The organism is Aeromonas sp. SG16, assembly GCF_024436135.1.
Classification (GTDB): Bacteria; Pseudomonadota; Gammaproteobacteria; order Enterobacterales; family Aeromonadaceae; genus Aeromonas; species Aeromonas jandaei.
Map to the genome: position 1 here is coordinate 80,132 of NZ_JANFNW010000009.1, position 20,274 is coordinate 100,405.

Below are 20,274 nucleotides of genomic sequence, written 5' to 3' on the forward strand. Positions count from 1 at the left end.
CACCTGAACAGGTGGTTTTTTGTTGTCTGCTAGAGGTCAAGGGCCCAGCGGATAAAGGCTTTACGCCGCTTGGCATCGGCCGCCAGATAGAGTTCCCGCAGGGTGGCATCCGCCTGCTCCGGCGTAAGTGCCGAAGCTGTATGAGCAGTAGTTGCGGCCTGTGTTGCGAAAATGGGGGCCGGGCTTACTGTTGGCGTATGGCTTTCCAGCAGGGCCTGGTAATCGGTGCCCAGACTATTCTGGCTGCGTGGCAGGGCTTGTAGTGCCAGCGGCTGTGAGGTGCCCTTGTCGTCACTCAGCAGCAGGGCCGGGCTGGCGGCAAACTGGCGGATAGCCGAGGAGCTGGTCAGCACCGGGGTGGTCAGTTGCAGCGTCCCTTGTGATGATGCTGTAAGGGTGAGCAGCAGAGGAGCCGAGGTCACGCGTCCCTGGCTCTCGTTGGTGGAGCGAGGGTCACTTGGGCTGTCAAAGCGCACCAGCAGTCGGGACTCTCCCGCCGGGAGCTCAATGGTCCGGGTGAAGGCCGAGGGTTTGCCCTGTGGCGAGGCGAGCAGGGTGAGGGTATCGGCCAGCTCCAGTCGGGCTGCCGTGGCCGGTACGCTGAGCAGCAGGGCAAACAGGGGGGATAATAGTAGGGGAGAGAGCAGGGAGGATCGTGCCATCATAGGACTCCATGAAGGAGCCGGCCCGCAGGCCGGCAACCAGATCAGAATTCGTAGCGCAGGCCGAGATGATAGAAGCTCTCGCTGTTGCTGCTGCCACCAAAGCTGGTGATGGTGCTACCAGCCAGACCATCTTCACCATTGCGGATCACATAGGCGCTGTAGAGGGAAGATCGCGGGGTGAGCTTGTATTGCAGCTCCAGCGTAGTATCGCGCAGTGCCATCTGGTCGCCACCCTCGTTGACGAGGTGACGGTAGCCTGCGCGGGCCGCCCACTTCTGGTTGATGTCATACACCGCGGTCAGTTCCCACACCTTGTCTTCACTGTCGGCACGGCCATCGCGATAGGTCACCTGATCCTTGCTATAGAGGGCACCAAACATCAGAGGGCCGAGATAGTAGCGGGTACCGATCCCGGCGAAGCGATACTCATCGGCATTGGGATCGACCTTGCTGCCACTGCTCTGGGCGGCTTTGGTCTGCTGATACGCCACGACTGGAGCCAGTTTGCCTGCATTGCCCAGATCGAAGGTGTAGCGCAGGGCTCCGTTGTATCCGTAATCAAGATCCGAGGTACCGTTACCAAGAATGTAGGCGAGCGAGAGATCCAGATTGCCGAGGGTGTTCTGGTACTGCAGGGTGCCATCCTGACGGAACACCTGCACGGCGGTGGAGTCCACCTTGCTGGCCTGACGAGCCATGGAGACATCAGAGGCGGCAAACACATCGCCAATATCGGTGAACATGATTAGGCCAGAAGAGACGCGCCCTCCGGTCACCTTGCCCCACTGGCCAGCGTCGATCCCTGCCCAGACGTAACGAGCGGTGAGGTCGCTGCTGTTCTTCTGTACGTTGTTGGCGTATTCGGCTGCATTAACCTGATATTGCGCCATGCCGATCACTGCAACATCTTCGTTGACGGTCTGGCGGGCGGTAAAGCCGATACGGCCATCGAAGTCACCCTGATCATTGCCGCTCTTCTTGTCGGAAATATTGAAGCCAAGACGGCCGTAGAGGTCGACGTTGGAGCCATCGTCAGCCTGATAGATGACGGCCGCATGAGCAGAACCTGTGCCGAGCAGTGCGGGAAAAATCAGAGCAAGCATGGATTTTTTCATTTTTTATCGTTCCTGTACGGGCTCTGTGCCAGAGCCGGGATGAGTTTGGCCATGACCCCGATTGCTCGGGGCCAGACCTTGGCTAGAAATCCGGAGGAGTGATTAACTCAGATCGACGTTCTTGCAGCCGAACATCAGGGTGAAGAGGTAGCCGCCGAGGTAGGCGACGGTGAGGCCGACCACATAGACTATCATGCCGGGGAAGATCCCCTGGGCGGAGGTCATCAGCGGCAGGGCGACGATACCGGATGGGCCAAAGACGGTGTTGAGGCCGACCGGCAGACCCATCCAGGAGATCAGGCCAACCACGAAGCCGCCCAGCGAACCACCGCAGCAGGCCGTGATGAAGGGTTTGACCCGCGGCAGGGTGACGCCGTAGATCAGCGGCTCACCGACCCCGAGAATGCCTGGGATGATGGTGCCTTTCACCTGAGTGCGCAGCAGAGAATCTTTGCCTGCCCGGCTGTAGAGCGCCAGTGCTGCGCCGACCTGCCCGGCGCCAGCCAGTGCTAGGATGGGGAACAGGGAGTTGAAGCCCTGAGCATCCATCAGCGCAAAGTAAACGGGCACGAACCCCTGATGGATACCGAACATCACCGAGATAAGGAACAGTCCGGCCAGAATAGCGGTGCCGAACGGATTGCCATTGAGGTGGATAAAGAGCCAGGACATGCCGTTATAGAGCTGTACGCCGAGGGGCATGATCAGGACAAAGGTGACAGCCCCCATGAGTAGCAGGGTGATGCAGGAGGTGAGGATCATATCCAGACTGTCCGGTATGTAGCGGCGAACCTGGCGCTCAACCGAGGAGCCTATGATGCATGCGATCAGCACGCCGATGATGTTGCCGCGGGGATCGATCTGATGGCCGAAGAAGTCGGTGATACCGGAATAGATTCCGCTGCTGGCCTGGGGGTCATAACCCATGACGAACAGAGAGGCGATGATGGCGCCGTTGACCCCGGACCCGCCAAACGCCTTTTGGGCGTTGTAGCCGATCAGGATGCTGAGGAAGCTGAACAATCCCTTGCTGAAGAGCTTCATGTAGCCAACAAATTCGGCCAGCATGCCTCCTGTCTGCTGCCCTTCCAGCAGCAGGGTTTGCTCGATCAGTGTGGCGCAGCCGAGCAGCAGACCCGCAGCGATAAAACCGGGGATCAGCGGAGTGAAAATGGTGGCAAACTTGGCCAGGAAGCGATGCGCCGCACTGCTCTGCTTCTGCTTCAGCGCCTGCTTGTTGGCGGCGGCGATGTCACCAAGATCTGTTGATTGCGGGCGAGGTGCTGTCAGTGTTCCTGCGTCTGCATTCAGCATGCCATTCATCATTTCACAGGCAGTCTGGGCCTTGCCGGGGCCAAGCACTATCTGGAACTGGTTGTCGCTTTCAATCACCCCCATCACCCCTGCGATCCGTTTGATAGTATCGCGGTCGGCATGCAGGCTGTCCGCCAGGCTCAGCCGCAAGCGGGTCATGCAGTGGCCACAGTTGGTGATGTTATCCCGGCCGCCGATGGCCTGGATGATCTGGCCAATCATGGTGTCAGTTATTTTTGCCATAAAGAACCCAGTCAGTCTGATGTGAGGGGGCGGATGCCCCGCTTATGTTGTTATCGTGTTGTTATTGCTGGCTCGGCCAATGTGCGGTCGGCCGATCAATCTGTACATTTGCTGATAAAGCCGCCACTGCTCTGCAGTCGCTCGCGTGCTTCGTTGGAGGAGATATTGGCCAGGATCATCACAATGGCGGTCTTGCAATGGTTATCTGCGGCGGCAAGAGCCTGCTCGGCCGTGTCACGATCACATTCGGTTGCTTCCATGACGATGCGCTTCTGGCGCTCCACCAGCTTGGCGTTGGTCGCCTCCACATCCACCATCAGATTGCCGTAGACCTTGCCGGTGCGGATCATGGCACCGGTCGAGAGCATATTGAGGATCAGTTTTTGGGCTGTGCCTGCTTTCATGCGGGAGGAGCCGGTCACTATCTCGGGGCCGACCACGGCGACCATGCTGATGTCGGCCGCTTTCGCGAGCGGGCTGCCCGGATTGCAGCTGATACTGCACACGGTCGCACCCTGGCTCTTGGCGTACTGCATTGCACCCAGCACATAGGGGGTTCGCCCGCTGGCTGCGATACCCACCAGCACGTCGTGGGCACTGAAGTGGATGTTTTTAAGATCGTTGGCACCGAGTTCTGCATCATCTTCGGCATTCTCCACCGCCTGCAGTATGGCCTTGTGGCCCCCGGCAATCAGGCCGATGACCAGCTCGGCAGAGACCCCGTAGGTGGGCGGGCATTCACTGGCGTCCAGGATGCCGAGGCGACCGGAGGTGCCTGCCCCGATGTAGATCAGGCGGCCGCCTTTGCCAAATGCGGCTGCAATAGCATCGACTGCCTTGGCGATCTCGGGCAGCAGTTGGCCTACAGCCACTGCAACGTGTTGATCTTCTTGATTGATAATCCGCAGCATATCCAGCGTCGGGAGCTGATCGATCTCGATGCTGGCTGGATTGCGGGTTTCGGTAATCATGCTTGATAGGTCAATGGTCATCGCTTCCTCTACTTCAGGTCGTCGCCATTCCCGGCGTAAATCATCCTTCTCGATGCGGGCCATCATGCTCGATTTTTGATTTTTATTATGAGATCGATATCGCATAATTAATTATTCCAGTAATTGTGTTTTTAAAGGAAATAAAATTCTATCAGAGGAGCATGGAGAGAAGAGGGGGTGAAAGGGGGGATTGGCTAGCCTGCTTGATGGGCATGCAACAAAAAGCCCCGGTCAGTAGGCTGGGGCTTGCAGAATCATCGGTGTTAATTGACCGAGATGGCGCGGGCGTCGATGAAGTAACGGGCTTTGCCCTGTTTGTCGATCTGGATTTTGGCGAGCAGCCTCTCTTGCTGCCTGTGTTCCCACAGTTGTTCTATGTTGGCAAGAGCTGGATTGGCTATGCCGAGCACATTCAGGTACTCGTGAAACAGGCTATGACTGCCGATTTCGGTCAGCATCTTGGTCATATGGGCACTCTGCTGGAACAAGGGGGGCAGATACAAGATAGCCATGTCGAGCTGAATGAGGAGTGTACAAAAAACAAACAGAATTTCTGGAGACAGCAGAGATAATGCGGGTCAGCGAGTGCGGGATCGCAGACAACAAAAAGCCCCGGTCAGTGGGCCGGGGCTGATAAGGATACAGAGTATCAGTTGACTGATATTGCGCGGGCGTCGATGAAGTAGCGGGCGTTGCCCTGCTTGTCGATCTGGATCTTGGCCACCAGTTGTTCCTGCTCCTTGTATTCCCAACGTTGCTCGATCTTGGCGAGGGATGGGCTTGTGACCCCAACCACGTTCAGGTACTCATGAAACAGGCTATGGCTCCCTATTTCGGTCAGCATCTTATCCATCTGCATACTCTCCTGAAGTTGAGTGGGTATTCATCAACAAACCTATCAGCGTCCATCTGAATACAGTCTGTATGAAAAACAAACTAACTCATTCATGTGTCAATAACATGATCAGGAACAAGATCAGTGCAGATAGTCAGGGACTTTTTGATACCGTTTTCAATCACTGCTGGTGCGGCTTCGGCAGTTGATCAAAATGGCCGTCCATCTGCGGCAAATTGGGAGTTGTTTGAACCGCAGGTGCACCATGGAATACCGGATCCTGCGCAACTTCCTTGATGCCGTTGATGCAGAACTGCATACCCATGCAGACCAGCAGGAAGCCCATGATGCGGGTCATGGCATCGATGCCGGTGGCGCCGAGGATCTTGCAGACCGGGTCGGCCAGTTTGAGCACGCCCCAGCTGATCAGGCTCATCAGGGCAAATGCCGTTACCACACCGCCATAGATGTATAGACGCTCGTACTCGGCCGGCAGCTCGGCAATCTGGGCTGCGCCGCTGATCACCAGTGCCATGGTACCCGGGCCACACATGCTGGGCATGGTGAGCGGAACGAAGGCGATGCTCTGGTTGATCTCCACCCCGCTGGACTGGCTGGGGGCGGGGAACAGCATGCGAAAACCGATAAAGCCGATGATGAGGCCGCCCGCCAGGCGCAGCCCCGGGATGGAGATCCCGAACAGATCCAGGATCGAGGAGCCGATGAAGAAGGTGATGCAGAGGGTGCAGAAGAGATAGATGGCAGCCAGATTGACCTGGCGGCGCACATGCTCGCGCGACATCCCCTTGCTCAGCCCCAGCAGCAGGGTGGCCGTGGTGGGCGGGTTGACCATGGGCAGCAGCGCCAGCAAGGTGAGTAATACGACCTGAAAGAACATCTTGAGCCTCGGATAAAGAGTTGAAAGTCATGGGGGCGAGCGGGTGGCATGCCCCAGAGGGAGGCTATCTTATGTTGGCCAAACTGAACATAAGCAGTACAACAAAGCCCCGGCATCTGCCGGGGCTTTGTTGTTCGGGTCAGGCCGCTTGCGGCGCTTGCTGTGGCCGGTTGCGCTGCTGCAGCCAGAGCCAGCAGCCGATGACAAAACCCAGTGCCGACAGGCTTACCACGTAGTGGGAGGGGGCCAGCACATCGCTTGCCATCCAGAGGGTGACCAGCATCGGAGTCAGTCCGCCAAAGATGGCGTAGGCCACGTTGTAGGAGAAAGAGAGACCGGAGAAGCGCACCACCGGCGGGAAGGCATTGACCATCACGTAGGGAACCGCGCCGACAATCCCGACCGCGAAGCCTGCCAGCATATAGAGCGGCACCAGCTGGCTCATGCCGGAGGCGATCCCGTGATAGAAGGCGTAGCTGGAGCCAGCCAGCAGCAGGGAGCCCAGCATGAAGGTGGGGCCGCTGCCCAGCAGGTCGATCACCCGGCCATAGAGAATGCAGCCAAGGGTGAGTGCGACGATGGTCAGCGAGTTGGCAGTCAGCGCCTCGGCCGGGGTGATGCCATAGACCTTCTGCAGGTAGGTGGGGGTCATCAGGATCACCACCACGATCCCGGCGGAGAGCAGCCAGGTGAGCAGCATGGAGACAACGACGCTGCTCTTGTGGCTGCGCAGTACCGTCTTGAGGGGAAGCTCGTCGGCCAGTGATTTATTGGCCTGCATCTCGGCAAAGACCGGGGTTTCGTGCAGCCAGCGGCGCAGGTACATGGCGACGATGCCGAACACGCCGCCGAGGACGAAAGCGAGTCGCCAGCCCCAGTCGGTCACATCGCTCGGGCTCATGCCGCGGTTGATGGCGGTGGCTACCAGAGAGCCGAGCAGGATGCCGGCCGTCAGCCCGGCAGTGAGCGTGCCGCAGGCGACACCGACCCGGCGGGCAGGCACGTGCTCCGCCACGAAGACCCAGGCTCCCGGCACTTCGCCACCGATGGCGGCGCCCTGCAGGATCCGCAACAGCAGCAACAGCAGCGGTGCGGCGATACCGAGCACCGCATAGGTTGGCAGCAGGCCGATCAGCAGGGTGGGCAGCGCCATCATGATGATGCTGAGGGTGAACATCCGCTTGCGACCGATGAGGTCGCCAAAGTGGGCCATGATGATGCCGCCGAGCGGACGAGCCAGATAGCCGGCTGCGAAGATGCCGAAGGTCTGGAACTGGCGCAGCCACTCCGGAATGTCGGCCGGGAAGAATAGTTCACCGATGACCACCGCGAAGAAGACGAAGATGATGAAGTCGTAAAACTCCAGCGCACCGCCGAGGGCGGCCAGTCCCAGCGTTTTGTAGTCCTGCCGGTTGAGGGGGCGGGCGTGATCGTACTGTTGTGTCACTGTCGTCATATCCTTATGTTTCCCATCGCTTTTTTAGTTATTGTTGAGCCCGGGCAAGGGGCATATACAGGTGATCGAGAGTATGCTGCTCGCCGCTTGCATGTAAATCGCGCAATTCGCAACACTGTCTTGCATCTTTTTGGGGCAGCCTTTTGGGAAACCCGGAGCGCCCCACGACGGAGGATTGATGGAAAAGAAACGGGTACTGCTCTCATGGAGCAGCGGCAAGGATTGTGCGTGGGCACTGCATCAGCTGCGGCAAGATCCAGCCATCGAGGTAGTAGGGCTGTTCACCACCCTCAATCAGGAGTTCGAGCGGGTGGCGATGCACGGGGTGCGCAAGCAGCTGTTGACCGAGCAGGCCGCCTGTGTCGGTCTGCCCCTCATCACCATCGATCTGCCCTGGCCCTGCAGCAACGAGGATTACGCCCGCATCATGACCGGCTTTATCGCCGATGTGGTTGCGCAGGGGATCCGCCATATGGCGTTTGGCGATCTCTTCCTTGAGGATGTGCGAGCCTACCGGGAGAAACAGCTGGCCGGTACCGGCATCGAGCCGCTCTTCCCGCTCTGGGGCAGCAACACCAGGGAGCTGGCGCAGCAGATGATGACGGCGGGGTTGAAGGCGAAGATCAGCACCCTGGATCCGAAGAAGCTGGATGGTGCGCTGGGGGGCCATGAGTTTGACGAGGCACTGCTGGCTGCTCTGCCCGAGGGGGTCGACCCTTGTGGCGAGAACGGCGAGTTTCACACCCTGGCCTACGACGGCCCGATGTTTTCGCGCCCACTCGGGATCCGGGTCGGTGAGACAGTGGTGCGCGATGGCTTTGTCTTTACCGATCTGCTGCCAATCGAAGATTAATTATCGGGCGCCAAATGCTCCCTTTTGCCGGGAGATTCACAGTTTGCCAGGCAGCAAGGGGGCACTATTGGCCCCCTCTTTTGTTTGAAGATAAAGGCGCTTTTTTATGAAACTGAACACCCGTCCGGCGCTGCTTGCCACCTTGTTGGCTACCATCCTCGCCATGCCAGCAGTTGCCCGTGAGGCAGCTACGCTCCAGCCGGTTCCTGCCGGTGTTACCACTGTGACTCTGGCCCAGCAGGCCCCCATCCACTGGGTCTCGGTGGAGCAGATTGCCAAGAGCCTGGATGGATTGCCGCCGATGGCAGTCGGCTTTGATATCGACGACACCCTGCTCTTCTCCAGCCCGGGGTTTTATCGCGGCAAGCAGGAGTTCTCTCCCAACGACGAGAGCTACCTGAAGAACCCGGCCTTCTGGGAGAAGATGAACAACGGTTGGGATGAATTCAGTGTGCCGAAAGAGGTGGGCAAGGCGCTCATCGCCATGCACCTCAAGCGCGGCGATCACATCTATTTCGTCACCGGTCGTTCAGCTACCAAGACCGAGACGGTGAGCAAGACCTTGCAGCAGACTATGAATATTCCGGCCGATCAGCTCAACCCGGTGATCTTTGCCGGCGACCAGCCGGGGCAGAATACCAAGGTGCAGTGGCTCAAGGATAAGCAGATGAAGATCTTCTACGGCGATGCCGATGGCGACATCAAGGCGGCGCAGGAGATCGGCATTCGCGGCATTCGTCTGCTGCGTTCGGCCAACTCCACCTATCGGCCACTGCCGTTGGCAGGGGCGCTGGGGGAAGAGGTGATCATCAACTCCCAGTTCTGATCGCCTGGTATTCAGCAGATGTAAAAAGGGCGGGGCCATCGGCACCCGCCCTTTTTGCATCCGTCATCAAGCTCGGGTCAGTCGTCTGCCCATGGCATCTCGGGCAGGCTGTCGAGGAACTCGCCATAGCGGGTCAGATTGAAGGGGCCCTGATCGGCCTCCATCGCCATCAGCTCGGCACCGAGGGCGCAGGCGATATATTGCAGTGCCTCTTCCCGCGGGGTGCCCTTCATCACCAGTCTCATCAAGGTAGCTTTCACGTGGGGCGGGTGACCGTCGTTGAGCTGGTTCTCCACCATCTCCAGCAGCGCGTCTTCGTCAAAAAATTCCTGAGAGTCGTTCATCGGTTTTTCGCATCAGTGAGTGAGGAGCGCAGTATAACCCGAAGCGGAGCGGCTCCCGTTTACCATCCACACAAACAATCCGATCACGCAGCCATTTGTTACCCATAATTAACGGGAGTTTGCCGCGGCAAACAGGTTGGAACACAGATAACATGGATGGACACGCCTATGCCCACGATAGATTCCCTGCTGGCTGAGCCCAAGCTACTGCCCCAGATCCCGGAAGTGATGCGCGATTTGATCCAGACCTTCAATGAAAAGGATCCGGATCTGCTGAAGATCAGCAAGCTGATCAACAAGGACCCTGTCATCTCCGCCAAGCTGTTGCGTCTGGCCAACTCGGCCAAGTTCGGCAGCAGTCGCCAGATCGGTACCGTCAATGAAGCTGCGGTGCGGCTTGGACTGGCGATGGTGCGCAACATGGTGCTGGCCTGCGGGCTGACCGAATCGGTCACTGCGGTGCCCGGCATTGACCTCAAACATTTCTGGGGCTGCGTGTTCAACGTGGCAGAGCTGGCGCGTCGTCTGGCGGTGAAGAAGGGAATGAAGGGGGATGAGGTCTTTACCTGTGCCCTGCTCTATGACCTTGGCCGACTGGTGATGCATGTGGGGCTGCCGGAAAACACAGTCCACCACATTCACGATCTGGAATTGCACAAGGGGCGGGCCAAGGCGGAAGAGCTGGTGGTCGGCTTCAACTATGCCCAGGTCGGTGCCGCCATGGCGCGATACTGGAAGTTCCCCGAGACCATCAGCAATGCGGTGGAGTATCACTACAACCCCATGCTGGCAAAGGAGTTCTCCGCCGAAGCCGGGTTGATCCATCTGGCGATTGTGCTGGCAGCGCAATCCGATGTGGGTGAAGAGGCGCCTCCCGAGTGGCCTGCCAAGGTAGCGGAGAAGCTGGGGCTCTCCTGGGCCGATTGCGCCGCCCAGTTCACCGCGCTGCGCGAGCAGGGTAATGGCTATGCCGGGTTGCTGGCTGCCTGACCACTCTGCTACCGCTGTGTGACATCGTAAAAAGGGGCCGAGGTTGGCCCCCTTTTCATGGCCGTGAGCCCGCTATTGCTTGTCAGCCGGTTGCCTAGGGGGCACTCTGCTGACTTCGCCTGTTTTGAGAGAGCCCTTGCCATGATTACCTCCCCCCGTCTCGTACTGCGTGAACTGACCATCGCCGACGCCCCCTTCATTCTCGAACTGCTCAATGATGCCGATTTCCATCGTTACATCGGCGATCGGGGAGTTCGCACACTCGAACAGGCGCAGGAGTATATCCAGCAGGGGCCAGCGGTGAGCTATGCCCGTCATGGTCACGGCCTCTATCTGGTGGTGCGGAAAGAGGATGGGGTCAGCCTCGGCATCTGCGGCCTTATCAAACGCGACAGCTTGCCCCGTGAAGATATCGGTTACGCCTTCCTGCCGCAGTATCGCGGTCATGGCTACGCCATTGAGGCCGCACAGGCGGCCATCGCCGATGGCAAAAGCCGGTTGGGGATCGGGCAGGTGATTGCCATCGTTACGCCGGGCAATGAGCGTTCTATCGGCCTGTTGGCCAAGCTGGGGCTGGTTCGCAGCCGTCTGGTTAGGTTGAGCGAAGATGCCGATGAGTGCTTGCTGCTTGAAGCCGAAGGGTGAGCTTACAGGTAGAAATATCGCCGGTTGGCTGTGTGTATCGTCAGGGAAGATGAGGTCGCATCAAAGTGGCCGCCGTGAGTTGCGGCCCTTGTGCATCGGTGCTGCCCGGTTGGGAAGGGGATCAGTTGAGCTCTTCGATGGAGAACTCGCCGGCGATACCATCACAGGAGATGGCGAAGCCGCCGCTGAAGCGGGTGCTGAACTGGATCAGAAACGCATCGTAGTCGTGCTCTTGCACGGGCAGGTTGATGGGTTTGCTGCGACGCAGGGGTTTACGAGTTTGTACGGTTTTCATCATGGTATTTCTCTATATAAATTAAGTAATTGCTCCTTGTGTTGGCAAATGTCAGGTCAATGAGTGCGTGCAACGGTGTTGTTGGCGTGCGCGCAGGTATACCCAGCCCATTCGCGGGCCTCTGCTCTTGCAAGGTGCAAGGAATATGCGGTTGCATAGTTCAAATTGAGTGGGCAGAGCGGGTCTGCACCGTGAGAGCCGGGCAACGCAGGCGGACAGCCTGAACGGTTCTCAGGGCGAGTAAATCAGAAGAAGGTTATGCGGGTACTGACAGGATTCATCGTGAGGTGAAGCATTGCAGGGCAAACATAAACAGGGCTGATTAACTAGCCGGCGCGCATTCTCTCCTCGAAATGAATAAAAAGCAAACAATTATTTTCGGCAGTTTGGCTGGGACTTGTCCGGCACAGCTTTGCCAGCAACAAAAAGGGCTCCCGCAGGAGCCCTTTTGCATCTGTCAGCCAGCGGATGATCAGTAGTCGCCGTTGGCGCGTTTGGCGGCGGCGATCATCGGAGTGATGGTCATGCCCTGCACCACGATGGAGAACATCACCACCGCGTAGGTCATCACCAGGATCACCTGACGCAGGTCGACACCGTGGCTCGGGATCATCATGACGCCGGAGGGGAGCGCCAGTGCCATCGCCATGGCCAGACCGCCGCGCAAGCCACCCCAGGTGAGGATCCGCACCGAGAAGGTGTTGTAGGTGCGGAACTTGCGGAAGGCCATATAGGGCACCGAGACGCTGATGAAGCGAGCGGCGAGGCAGAGCGGCACCGCGATGACCAGCAGTACCCAGTCATGCCAGGCCAGATCCAGTAGTACCAGCGCCAGACCGATCAGCAGGAACAGCAGGGCGTTGAGGAACTGATCCATCAACTCCCAGAAGTGATCCAGGTGATGGCTGCTCTGCTCGGAGAAGCCCACGTTCCGAGTCCAGTTGCCGATCATGATGCCGGTTACCACCATGGCCAGAGCGCCGGAGACGCCGATCATGTTGGCGAAGGCGAAGCCGGCGGTCGGGATGCAGAGGGTGAGCAGCAGCTCCAGCGAGCCGTCGTCGGTGGCGCTGATCATCACGTGGGCGATGACGCCCAGCACGACGCCGAACAGGATGCCGCCTAGGGCCTCATGCAGGAACAAGCCGGCCACGCTGCCGAAGGTGGGCTCGACACCGCCGAAGGCAACGGCAAACACGGTAGCGAAAATAACGAGGCCGACACCATCGTTGAACAGGGATTCCCCTTCGATCTGGATGGCGATCTGGGGCGGCGCCTTCATCTTCTTGACGATGGCCAGTACGGCGATGGGGTCGGTGGGGGAGATGAGCGCCCCGAACAGCATGCAGTAGACCAGCGGCAGCTCCCAGCCCAGCAGCTTGGCGATGAACCAGAAGCCGTAGCCGATGATGAAGGTGGAGAGCAGGGTGGCAATAATGGCCAGAATGGTGATCTCCCACTTCTGGCTACGCAGCGCCTTGAGGTTGATGCCAAGACCACCGGCAAACAGCAGGAAGCCCAGGATCCCCTTCAGCAGGAAATTCTGGAAGTCGATGCTCTCCATGGTTTTGATGGCAAGAGGCTCCAGATTGAACCATCCCAGTTTACCGAACAGCACCAGCAGCGCAGAGATCAGCATGGAACCGGCGGTGATGGCGATGGTGGTCTGGATCTTCACAACATACTGGTTGGCAAAGGCAATAAAGATCGCCAACGCTGCCAGAAAACAGAGTGTGTAGTAGACGCTCATAGTTATTTTTTACTCGTAGATAGATAGCAAGCACGTATCCCCATGCGGGACGGGCATAGGGTACTCTCGGGGTCTATGTTACTCATTACCTATAAATGAGTATATGGCTGCGATTTTGGACTGATAGACGGCTAGATTTCCAATTCGCTGGTTTGCTGTTAGGATGCTGTTTACGCAGTTGCACGGATGTAAGAGGAACACGCGGTGGCGAATGAAAAGTCGAACAGAAAGTCGGATGTGACAAACAAGCTGGAAGCCTGTCTCAAGGAGCGGATCCTGATCATCGACGGGGCCATGGGCACCATGATCCAGAGCTACAAACTCGGGGAGGCGGACTACCGCGGTGAACGGTTTGCTGACTGGCATACCGACATCAAGGGCAACAACGATCTGCTGGTGCTGACCCGCCCCGCCGTCATTCGCGAGATCCACGAGCAGTACTGCGCCGCCGGTGCCGATATCCTCGAAACCAACACCTTCAACGCCACCCGCATCGCCATGGCCGATTACGAGATGGAAGATCTCTCGGCCGAGATCAACCGCGAGGCGGCCCGTCTTGCCCGCGCGGTAGCGGACGAGTGGACGGCGAAAGAGCCCCACAAGCCGCGCTTCGTGGCAGGGGTGTTGGGGCCGACCAACCGCACCGCCTCCATCTCGCCGGATGTGAACGATCCCGGCAAGCGCAACGTCACTTACGACCAGCTGGTGGCCGCCTATACCGAATCGACTCATGCCCTGATCGAGGGCGGCGCCGACATCATTCTGATCGAGACCATCTTCGATACCCTCAACGCCAAGGCGGCCGCCTTCGCGGTGGATCTGGTATTCGAGGAGCTGGGCTACAGCCTGCCGGTGATGATCTCCGGCACCATCACCGACGCCTCCGGCCGCACTCTATCCGGCCAGACGACCGAAGCCTTCTACCACTCGCTGCGCCACGTCAAACCCATCTCGTTCGGGCTCAACTGTGCGCTCGGGCCGGACGAGCTGCGGCAGTATGTGGAGGAGCTGTCGCGCATCAGCGAGACCCATGTCAGCGCTCACCCCAATGCCGGTCTGCCCAATGCCTTTGGCGAGTACGATCTCGATGCCGCCGAGATGGCGGAGCATATCCGCGAGTGGGCCCAAAGCGGTTTCCTCAACATGGTTGGCGGCTGCTGCGGTACCACCCCGGCCCATATTCGTGCCATGGCTGGCGCGGTTTCCGGCATCAAGCCGCGCGCTTTGCCCGAGCTGACGGTGGCCTGCCGCCTGTCGGGTTTGGAGCCGCTGATCATTACCCCAGAATCCATGTTCGTGAACGTGGGAGAGCGCACCAACGTCACCGGTTCAGCCAAGTTCAAGCGGCTGATCAAGGAGGGGCTCTACGACGAGGCGCTCGACGTCGCCAAGCAGCAGGTGGATAACGGCGCCCAGATCATCGACATCAACATGGACGAGGGGATGCTGGACGCCGAAGCGGCCATGGTGCGCTTCCTCAACCTTATCGCCGGCGAGCCGGACATCGCCCGGGTGCCGGTGATGATCGACTCCTCCAAGTGGGAGGTGCTGGAGGCAGGCCTCAAGTGCGTGCAGGGCAAGCCGGTGGTCAACTCCATCTCCATGAAGGAGGGGGAGGAGAAGTTCATCCAGCAGGCCAGATTGCTGCGCCGCTACGGTGCCGCCGTCATCGTGATGGCGTTCGACGAGGCGGGTCAGGCCGACACCCGCGCCCGCAAGTTCGAGATCTGCCAGCGGGCCTACCGCATTCTGGTGGATCAGGTCGGTTTCCCGCCGGAAGACATCATCTTCGACCCCAACATCTTCGCGGTGGCGACCGGTATCGACGAGCACAACAACTACGCGGTGGACTTCATCGATGCGGTGAAGGACATCAAGGAGAACCTGCCCCACGCCATGATCTCCGGCGGTGTCTCCAACGTCTCGTTTTCATTCCGCGGCAACGAGCCGGTGCGGGAGGCCATTCACGCCGTCTTCCTCTATCACGCCATCAAGAACGGCATGGACATGGGGATCGTCAACGCCGGCCAACTCGCCATCTATGAAGACATTCCGGCCGAGCTTAAAGAGAAGGTCGAGGCGGTGGTGCTCAACCTCAATGACAACGCCACCGAGGAGCTGCTGGCCATCGCCGAGAAGTATCGCGGTGCCGGTGCCCAGGCCGAGGATCCGCGGGATCAGGCGTGGCGCAGCTGGCCGGTGGGCAAGCGGCTGGAGCACGCGCTGGTCAAGGGGATCACCGACTTCATCGAAGAGGATACCGAGGAGGCGCGCGCCCAGGCTGAGCGGCCGCTGCATGTCATCGAAGGGCCGTTGATGGATGGCATGAACGTGGTCGGCGATCTGTTCGGCGCCGGCAAGATGTTCCTGCCGCAGGTGGTGAAATCGGCCCGGGTGATGAAGCGGGCGGTGGCCTATCTGCAGCCCTATATCGAGGCGGAGAAATCGGGTGGCTCCAGCAACGGAAAAATCGTGCTGGCGACCGTGAAAGGGGATGTGCATGACATCGGCAAGAACATCGTCGGGGTGGTGCTGCAGTGCAACAACTTCGAGATCATCGACCTCGGGGTCATGGTCCCCTGCGAGACGATTCTCAAGACCGCGCGGGAAGTGGGAGCCGACATGATCGGTCTCTCCGGTCTCATCACCCCGTCGCTGGACGAGATGGTGCACGTGGCCAAGGAGATGGAGCGCCAGGGCTTCAAGTTGCCGCTCTTGATCGGCGGCGCCACCACCTCCAAGGCACATACCGCGGTGAAGATCGAGCAGAACTACTCGGAGCCGGTGGTCTATGTCTCCAACGCGTCTCGCGCAGTGGGGGTAGCCCAGAGCCTGCTCAGCCCGGATCTCAAACCCGACTTCGTCGCCCGTATCGACAAGGAGTACGAGATCGCCCGCGAGCAGCACGCCCGCAAGCAGCCGCGCTCGCGCCCCATCACGCTAGCGGAGGCGCGTGCCAACCGCCATCAGCTGGACTGGGCTGGCTACCAGCCGCCGAAGCCTCGCGAGCCGGGTGTGCAGAAGTTCGAGAACGTGCCCATCTCGGTGCTGCGCCCCTACATCGACTGGACGCCATTTTTCCTCAGCTGGGAGCTGGCGGGCAAGTATCCGCGTATCCTTGAGGACGAGATTATCGGTGAGGAGGCGACCAGGCTGTTTGCCGATGCCAACGCCATGCTGGACCAGCTGGAAAAGGATCAGAGCGTGCGCTGCGCCGGGGTGATCGGCCTGTTCCCGGCCAATGCGGTGGGGGACAGCATCGAGGTCTACAGCGACGAGTCGCGCAACGAAGTGAAAAAAGTGCTGCACCACCTGCGCCAGCAGAGCGAGAAGCAGGGCTTCCCCAACTACTGTCTGGCGGACTATGTGGCGCCGAAAGAGAGTGGCAAGCCTGACTGGATCGGCGCCTTCGCGGTGACCGGCGGCATCGGTGAGGAGGCCATCGCCAGGGCCTACAAGGCGGATCACGACGACTACAACGCCATCCTCATTCAGGCGGTGTGTGACCGGTTGGCGGAAGCCTTTGCCGAGTATCTGCACGAGCAGGTGCGCAAAGTGCACTGGGGCTATGCCCCCGATGAAGCCCTCAGCAACGAGGAGCTTATTCGCGAGAACTATCGGGGCATCCGTCCGGCGCCGGGTTATCCGGCCTGCCCGGAGCACACCGAGAAGGGCACCCTGTGGGAACTGCTGGATGTCGAGCAGGCCATCGGCATGCAGCTCACCGAATCCTACGCTATGTGGCCGGGGGCTGCGGTGTCGGGCTGGTACTTCTCCCACCCCGAGAGCAAATACTTCGCGGTGGCGCAGATCCAGCAAGATCAGGTTGAGGATTACGCCGCCCGCAAGGGGATGACGCTGGCCGAAGCCGAGCGCTGGCTCGCCCCCAATCTGGGGTAACGAGAGAACCAATCTGCTCGGCCTTTGAGCGAAAACGGCGGACTTTGCGAGCAGCCTCTGAAGGGCGCGCAGAGCCGCCGTTTATTGTTTCACCGCGCCGTGCTGATTGGGCAGGCTTCTGCGTTATTTGGCTTGTTGTCAGGAGAAACAATTGGCGTTGTCTTGGCGCTGTGGCACCTTATACTCTCCCGCCCCATCCTGCCCAGGCATAGCCTTCTAGCGGAATTGTCATGAAGATCGCCATTTTATCCCGTGAGCCGAAAAACTACTCCACCCGCCGTCTGGTCGAGGTGGCACAGGCGCGCGGTCATCAGGTCGAGGTGCTCGACACCCTGCGCTGTTATATGAACATCGCCTCCCACAACCCCTCCATTCACTACGAAGGACGGGAGCTGGAGAGCTATGACGCGGTGATCCCCCGCATCGGGGCCAGCATCACCGCCTACGGCACCGCCGTGTTGCGCCAGTTCGAGATGATGAACACCATGGCGCTCAACAGCTCGGTGGCCATCAGTCGCTCCCGCGACAAGCTGCGGGCGATGCAGCTGCTCTCCCGCCACGGTATCGGTCTGCCCATCACCGGTTATGCCCACAGTACCCACGACGTGCCCGACCTCATCACCATGGTGGGTGGTGCACCGCTGGTGGTGAAGCTGCTGGAGGGTACCCAGGGGATCGGCGTGGTGCTCTGCGAGACTCAGAAAGCCGCCGAGAGCGTGATCGAGGCTTTCATCCAGACCAACAACAACATTCTGGTGCAGGAGTATATTCGCGAGGCCAACGGCGCCGATATCCGCTGTCTGGTGGTCAACGGCAAGGTGGTGGCGGCGATGCGCCGTCAGGCCCAGCCCGGCGAGTTTCGCTCCAACCTGCATCGGGGCGGCACCGCCGAGGCGATCCGGATCACCCCGGAAGAGCGCGCTACCGCGGTGCGCGCCGCCAAGATCATGGGGTTGGACGTGGCAGGCGTGGATATCCTGCGCAGTGCCCGCGGCCCGCTGGTGCTGGAGGTCAACTCCTCTCCCGGTCTGCAGGGGGTCGAGGCGGCCTCCGGCAAGGATGTAGCGGGCAAGATCATCGAGTTCCTCGAGCTCAAGGGCGGGCGCAAGCACAAGCCGGTGGAGTGATCCCGGATTTGCATCAGCCAAAAAACAGGGCGCCTTCGGGCGCCCTGTTGCTATCTGGTTGGTGCCGCAGCGTCCTAACCCTCTCCCGCAGGGAGAGGGAACTGTTCGGCAGCGATCATCGCCAGCCTTGCGCTGAATACGCCATCCTCCAGTCGGGTCTCAATCTGCCAGTCCAGCTTCTCGCAGATGCGCTGGATGATGGTGAGGCCGCAGCCGTAACCGAGGATCTGATCCGGCGCTGCTGCCGTCGGGTTGCTGATGGTGAGCACCGCGCCGCACAGCTCGATGTCGATATGGCCCTCGGCGTAGCTCAGGGCATTTTTCAGCAGGTTGCCAAGGGCGATGGCGAGCAGGGAGAGGGGGGAATCGACCTCGCTCGCCTCATCCAGCACCAGACGGATATCGAGCGCTTCTCGCTGCAGCAGCGGGGCGAGCCGGGCCAGCTCCTGACGGATCAGCGGCGCCACCTGCTGCTTCGGTCGCTCGACCTCCTCCTTGCGGCCCAGCAGCAGAAAGGTCTCGGTGAGCAGGGCCATCTCGTCGGCGGCGGCCCGGATGCGGGTGACGGCGCGCTCGGCGGGGGCGGGCAGATCGCTCACCTTGCCGAGCAGGGCGGCTGAGCCCTGGATCACCATGTTGGGGGTGCGCAGCTCGTGGCTGGCAAAGCGGCTGAACTCCTGCTCGCGGGCAAACACCGCGCTCACCTCCTGCTTGCCGGCCAGCAGTGCCAGCTCGATATCCCTGAGCTCCTGCCAGGGGGCATCGGGGATGAAGTCCGCCTGATCCGGGGTGAGGTGGGCGACCCTGTGTTGCAGCCGCTGCAGCGGCCCCGTGATATGGCGTACCAGCCAGATGCCGAAGCCGAGGCAGCCCAGCAGCAGCGCCAGCCCGATCAGCCGGGTAGCCAGATGCAGCTTGTCCTCGTAGGGGTCGAGGTAGTCATCGGCATCGTCGTTGAAGACCAGATAGAGCATCCCCTTGCCGGAGGGGTGGCGCGCCACCAGAAAGTGTTTGTCCTCCTTGCCCAGCTGGTGCTCGAAAAAGCCCGGGGTCTGGTAGGGTTGCAGCCACCTGGGCAGGCGTCCCGACTCGGTCCAGTAGCTGGAGAACTGGCGCGGGCTGGGCGCCGCCGCCGCGGCACCGAGGCGCAGCCAGTCGTCGCTGTAGCGGGTTACTTCCGCCTCCAGCCAGTGGCGCAGACTGAGCTCCTCCATCTTGTCCTCGGCCACCATCATCAGGCCGGATAGCAGCACCAGCAGCACCACGCCCGCCCCGCCGAGCGCCATGATGAGCCGGTGGCGCAGGCTCGGCAGGCTCATGCGCTCACCAGTCGGTAGCCCTGACCGTGCAGGGTTTCCAGCATGGGGGTGGGGAAGGGTTTGTCGAGGGTGTTGCGCAGGGCGTAGATGTGGCTGCGCAGGGCGTCGGAGTCGGGCTCCTCCTCTCCCCAGACGGTATCCAGCACCTCCTGACGAGTGACGATGGCCGGCGCGCGGCGAGCCAGCAGCGCGAGGATCTGGAACGGGATCTTGCCGAGCTTGAGGGGGACGCCGGCACGGGTCGCCTGACCGCTGGCGGCATCGACGGTCAGCTCGCCAAAGGTGATGGCGCCGATGTCGCCGCGCGGGCCGCGCAGGCTGAGGGCTTGCAAGCGCACCTCCAGCTCCTCCATGGCGAAGGGCTTGACCAGATAGTCGTCGCCACCTGCCTTGAAGCCTGCCAGCTTGTCTTCCAGACTGTCGCGGGCGGTGAGAAAGAGCACCGGGGTCGAGATCCCCTCTTCGCGCAGGCGGGCGACCGTGCTGAGCCCGTCTAGACGGGGCATCATCACATCCATGATGATGACGTCGAAGCGCTGTTCGGCCAGCAGTTGCAGTGCCGCCTGACCGTGATAGGCACAGTCCAGCCGGTGGCCGGCCAGCTCCAGATAATCCATGATGGTTTCTGCCACCTGAGGATTGTCTTCCACTACCAAAATCTTCATGCTTTGTACTCCTGGTTGGCGAGCAGCTTCACGCTCTTTTCA

19 protein-coding genes are annotated in these 20,274 nt (G+C 60.2%); 6 read left to right on the forward strand and 13 right to left on the reverse strand.

The genetic code is table 11. From position 1 onward, the window contains the following. Positions 1-29: 29 nt before the first annotated feature. The 8 genes from NOM67_RS17890 to NOM67_RS17925 form a co-directional block, all read right to left on the reverse strand. A complete protein-coding gene (locus tag NOM67_RS17890; RefSeq protein ID WP_156854093.1) occupies positions 30-662 on the reverse strand; it encodes a DUF2057 family protein in 633 nt (210 codons plus the stop codon). 44 nt (positions 663-706) lie between these two features. Then, a complete protein-coding gene (locus tag NOM67_RS17895) occupies positions 707-1,780 on the reverse strand; it encodes a porin (protein WP_041209638.1) in 1,074 nt (357 codons plus the stop codon). Between the two features lie 102 nt (positions 1,781-1,882). Next, positions 1,883-3,337 (reverse strand): PTS N-acetylmuramic acid transporter subunit IIBC, encoded by a 1,455-nt coding sequence (gene murP, locus NOM67_RS17900; RefSeq protein WP_255938996.1) that lies wholly within the window; start codon positions 3,335-3,337, stop codon positions 1,883-1,885. Positions 3,338-3,432: 95 nt separating this feature from the next. Beyond that, positions 3,433-4,329, reverse strand: coding sequence for an N-acetylmuramic acid 6-phosphate etherase (gene murQ, locus NOM67_RS17905; RefSeq protein ID WP_156854013.1), 897 nt, complete (start codon positions 4,327-4,329; stop codon positions 3,433-3,435). A gap of 263 nt (positions 4,330-4,592) precedes the next feature. Continuing rightward, entirely contained in the window at positions 4,593-4,796 is a 204-nt protein-coding gene (locus NOM67_RS17910; protein ID WP_041209699.1) for a hypothetical protein, read from the reverse strand. A 182-nt stretch (positions 4,797-4,978) separates the two neighbouring features. Beyond that, complete coding sequence (locus NOM67_RS17915; protein ID WP_033112613.1) at positions 4,979-5,182, reverse strand: hypothetical protein; 204 nt, start codon at positions 5,180-5,182, stop codon at positions 4,979-4,981. A gap of 163 nt (positions 5,183-5,345) precedes the next feature. Continuing rightward, positions 5,346-6,062: a MarC family NAAT transporter gene (locus NOM67_RS17920; RefSeq protein WP_156854014.1), complete on the reverse strand. Its 717-nt coding sequence runs from the start codon at positions 6,060-6,062 to the stop codon at positions 5,346-5,348. Between the two features lie 139 nt (positions 6,063-6,201). Beyond that, positions 6,202-7,518, reverse strand: coding sequence for an MFS transporter (locus NOM67_RS17925; RefSeq protein WP_156854015.1), 1,317 nt, complete (start codon positions 7,516-7,518; stop codon positions 6,202-6,204). Between the two features lie 178 nt (positions 7,519-7,696). Between NOM67_RS17925 and NOM67_RS17930 the strand changes: the two genes are divergently transcribed. Both NOM67_RS17930 and aphA read left to right on the forward strand, forming a co-directional pair. Then, positions 7,697-8,371 carry an ATP-binding domain-containing protein gene (locus NOM67_RS17930; protein ID WP_041209643.1) on the forward strand — a complete coding sequence of 225 codons (675 nt, stop codon included), beginning with the start codon at positions 7,697-7,699 and terminating at the stop codon, positions 8,369-8,371. Positions 8,372-8,477: 106 nt separating this feature from the next. Continuing rightward, a complete protein-coding gene (aphA, locus tag NOM67_RS17935; RefSeq protein WP_156854016.1) occupies positions 8,478-9,197 on the forward strand; it encodes an acid phosphatase AphA in 720 nt (239 codons plus the stop codon). A gap of 77 nt (positions 9,198-9,274) precedes the next feature. Here the strand turns inward: aphA and NOM67_RS17940 are convergent, their stop codons facing one another. Beyond that, positions 9,275-9,541 (reverse strand): hypothetical protein, encoded by a 267-nt coding sequence (locus NOM67_RS17940; RefSeq protein ID WP_033112538.1) that lies wholly within the window; start codon positions 9,539-9,541, stop codon positions 9,275-9,277. A 168-nt stretch (positions 9,542-9,709) separates the two neighbouring features. Between NOM67_RS17940 and NOM67_RS17945 the strand changes: the two genes are divergently transcribed. Together NOM67_RS17945 and NOM67_RS17950 are read left to right on the forward strand one after the other, a co-directional pair. Further along, positions 9,710-10,531 carry an HDOD domain-containing protein gene (locus tag NOM67_RS17945; RefSeq protein ID WP_041209645.1) on the forward strand — a complete coding sequence of 274 codons (822 nt, stop codon included), beginning with the start codon at positions 9,710-9,712 and terminating at the stop codon, positions 10,529-10,531. Between the two features lie 141 nt (positions 10,532-10,672). Next, positions 10,673-11,176 carry a GNAT family N-acetyltransferase gene (locus NOM67_RS17950; RefSeq protein WP_255938997.1) on the forward strand — a complete coding sequence of 168 codons (504 nt, stop codon included), beginning with the start codon at positions 10,673-10,675 and terminating at the stop codon, positions 11,174-11,176. 121 nt (positions 11,177-11,297) lie between these two features. Here NOM67_RS17950 and NOM67_RS17955 read toward each other — a convergent pair whose 3' ends face one another. After that, positions 11,298-11,474: a hypothetical protein gene (locus NOM67_RS17955; protein WP_104016499.1), complete on the reverse strand. Its 177-nt coding sequence runs from the start codon at positions 11,472-11,474 to the stop codon at positions 11,298-11,300. A 469-nt stretch (positions 11,475-11,943) separates the two neighbouring features. Then, entirely contained in the window at positions 11,944-13,221 is a 1,278-nt protein-coding gene (locus NOM67_RS17960) for a sodium:proton antiporter (RefSeq protein ID WP_104016500.1), read from the reverse strand. A 204-nt stretch (positions 13,222-13,425) separates the two neighbouring features. Here NOM67_RS17960 and metH point away from each other — a divergent pair, with 204 nt between their 5' ends. Next, positions 13,426-17,121, forward strand: coding sequence for a methionine synthase (gene metH / locus NOM67_RS17965; RefSeq protein ID WP_255938998.1), 3,696 nt, complete (start codon positions 13,426-13,428; stop codon positions 17,119-17,121). 230 nt (positions 17,122-17,351) lie between these two features. Next, entirely contained in the window at positions 17,352-18,248 is an 897-nt protein-coding gene (gene rimK / locus NOM67_RS17970; RefSeq protein WP_033112532.1) for a 30S ribosomal protein S6--L-glutamate ligase, read from the forward strand. 74 nt (positions 18,249-18,322) lie between these two features. On the opposite strand, the gene NOM67_RS17975 is transcribed toward rimK, so the two are convergent. Then, on the reverse strand, positions 18,323-19,567 hold the full coding sequence (locus tag NOM67_RS17975) for a HAMP domain-containing sensor histidine kinase (RefSeq protein WP_255938999.1): 1,245 nt from the start codon (positions 19,565-19,567) through the stop codon (positions 18,323-18,325). Next, entirely contained in the window at positions 19,564-20,232 is a 669-nt protein-coding gene (locus NOM67_RS17980; protein ID WP_042032226.1) for a response regulator transcription factor, read from the reverse strand. The genes NOM67_RS17975 and NOM67_RS17980 overlap by 4 nt, the downstream gene beginning before the upstream one ends. Positions 20,233-20,274: the final 42 nt, after the last annotated feature.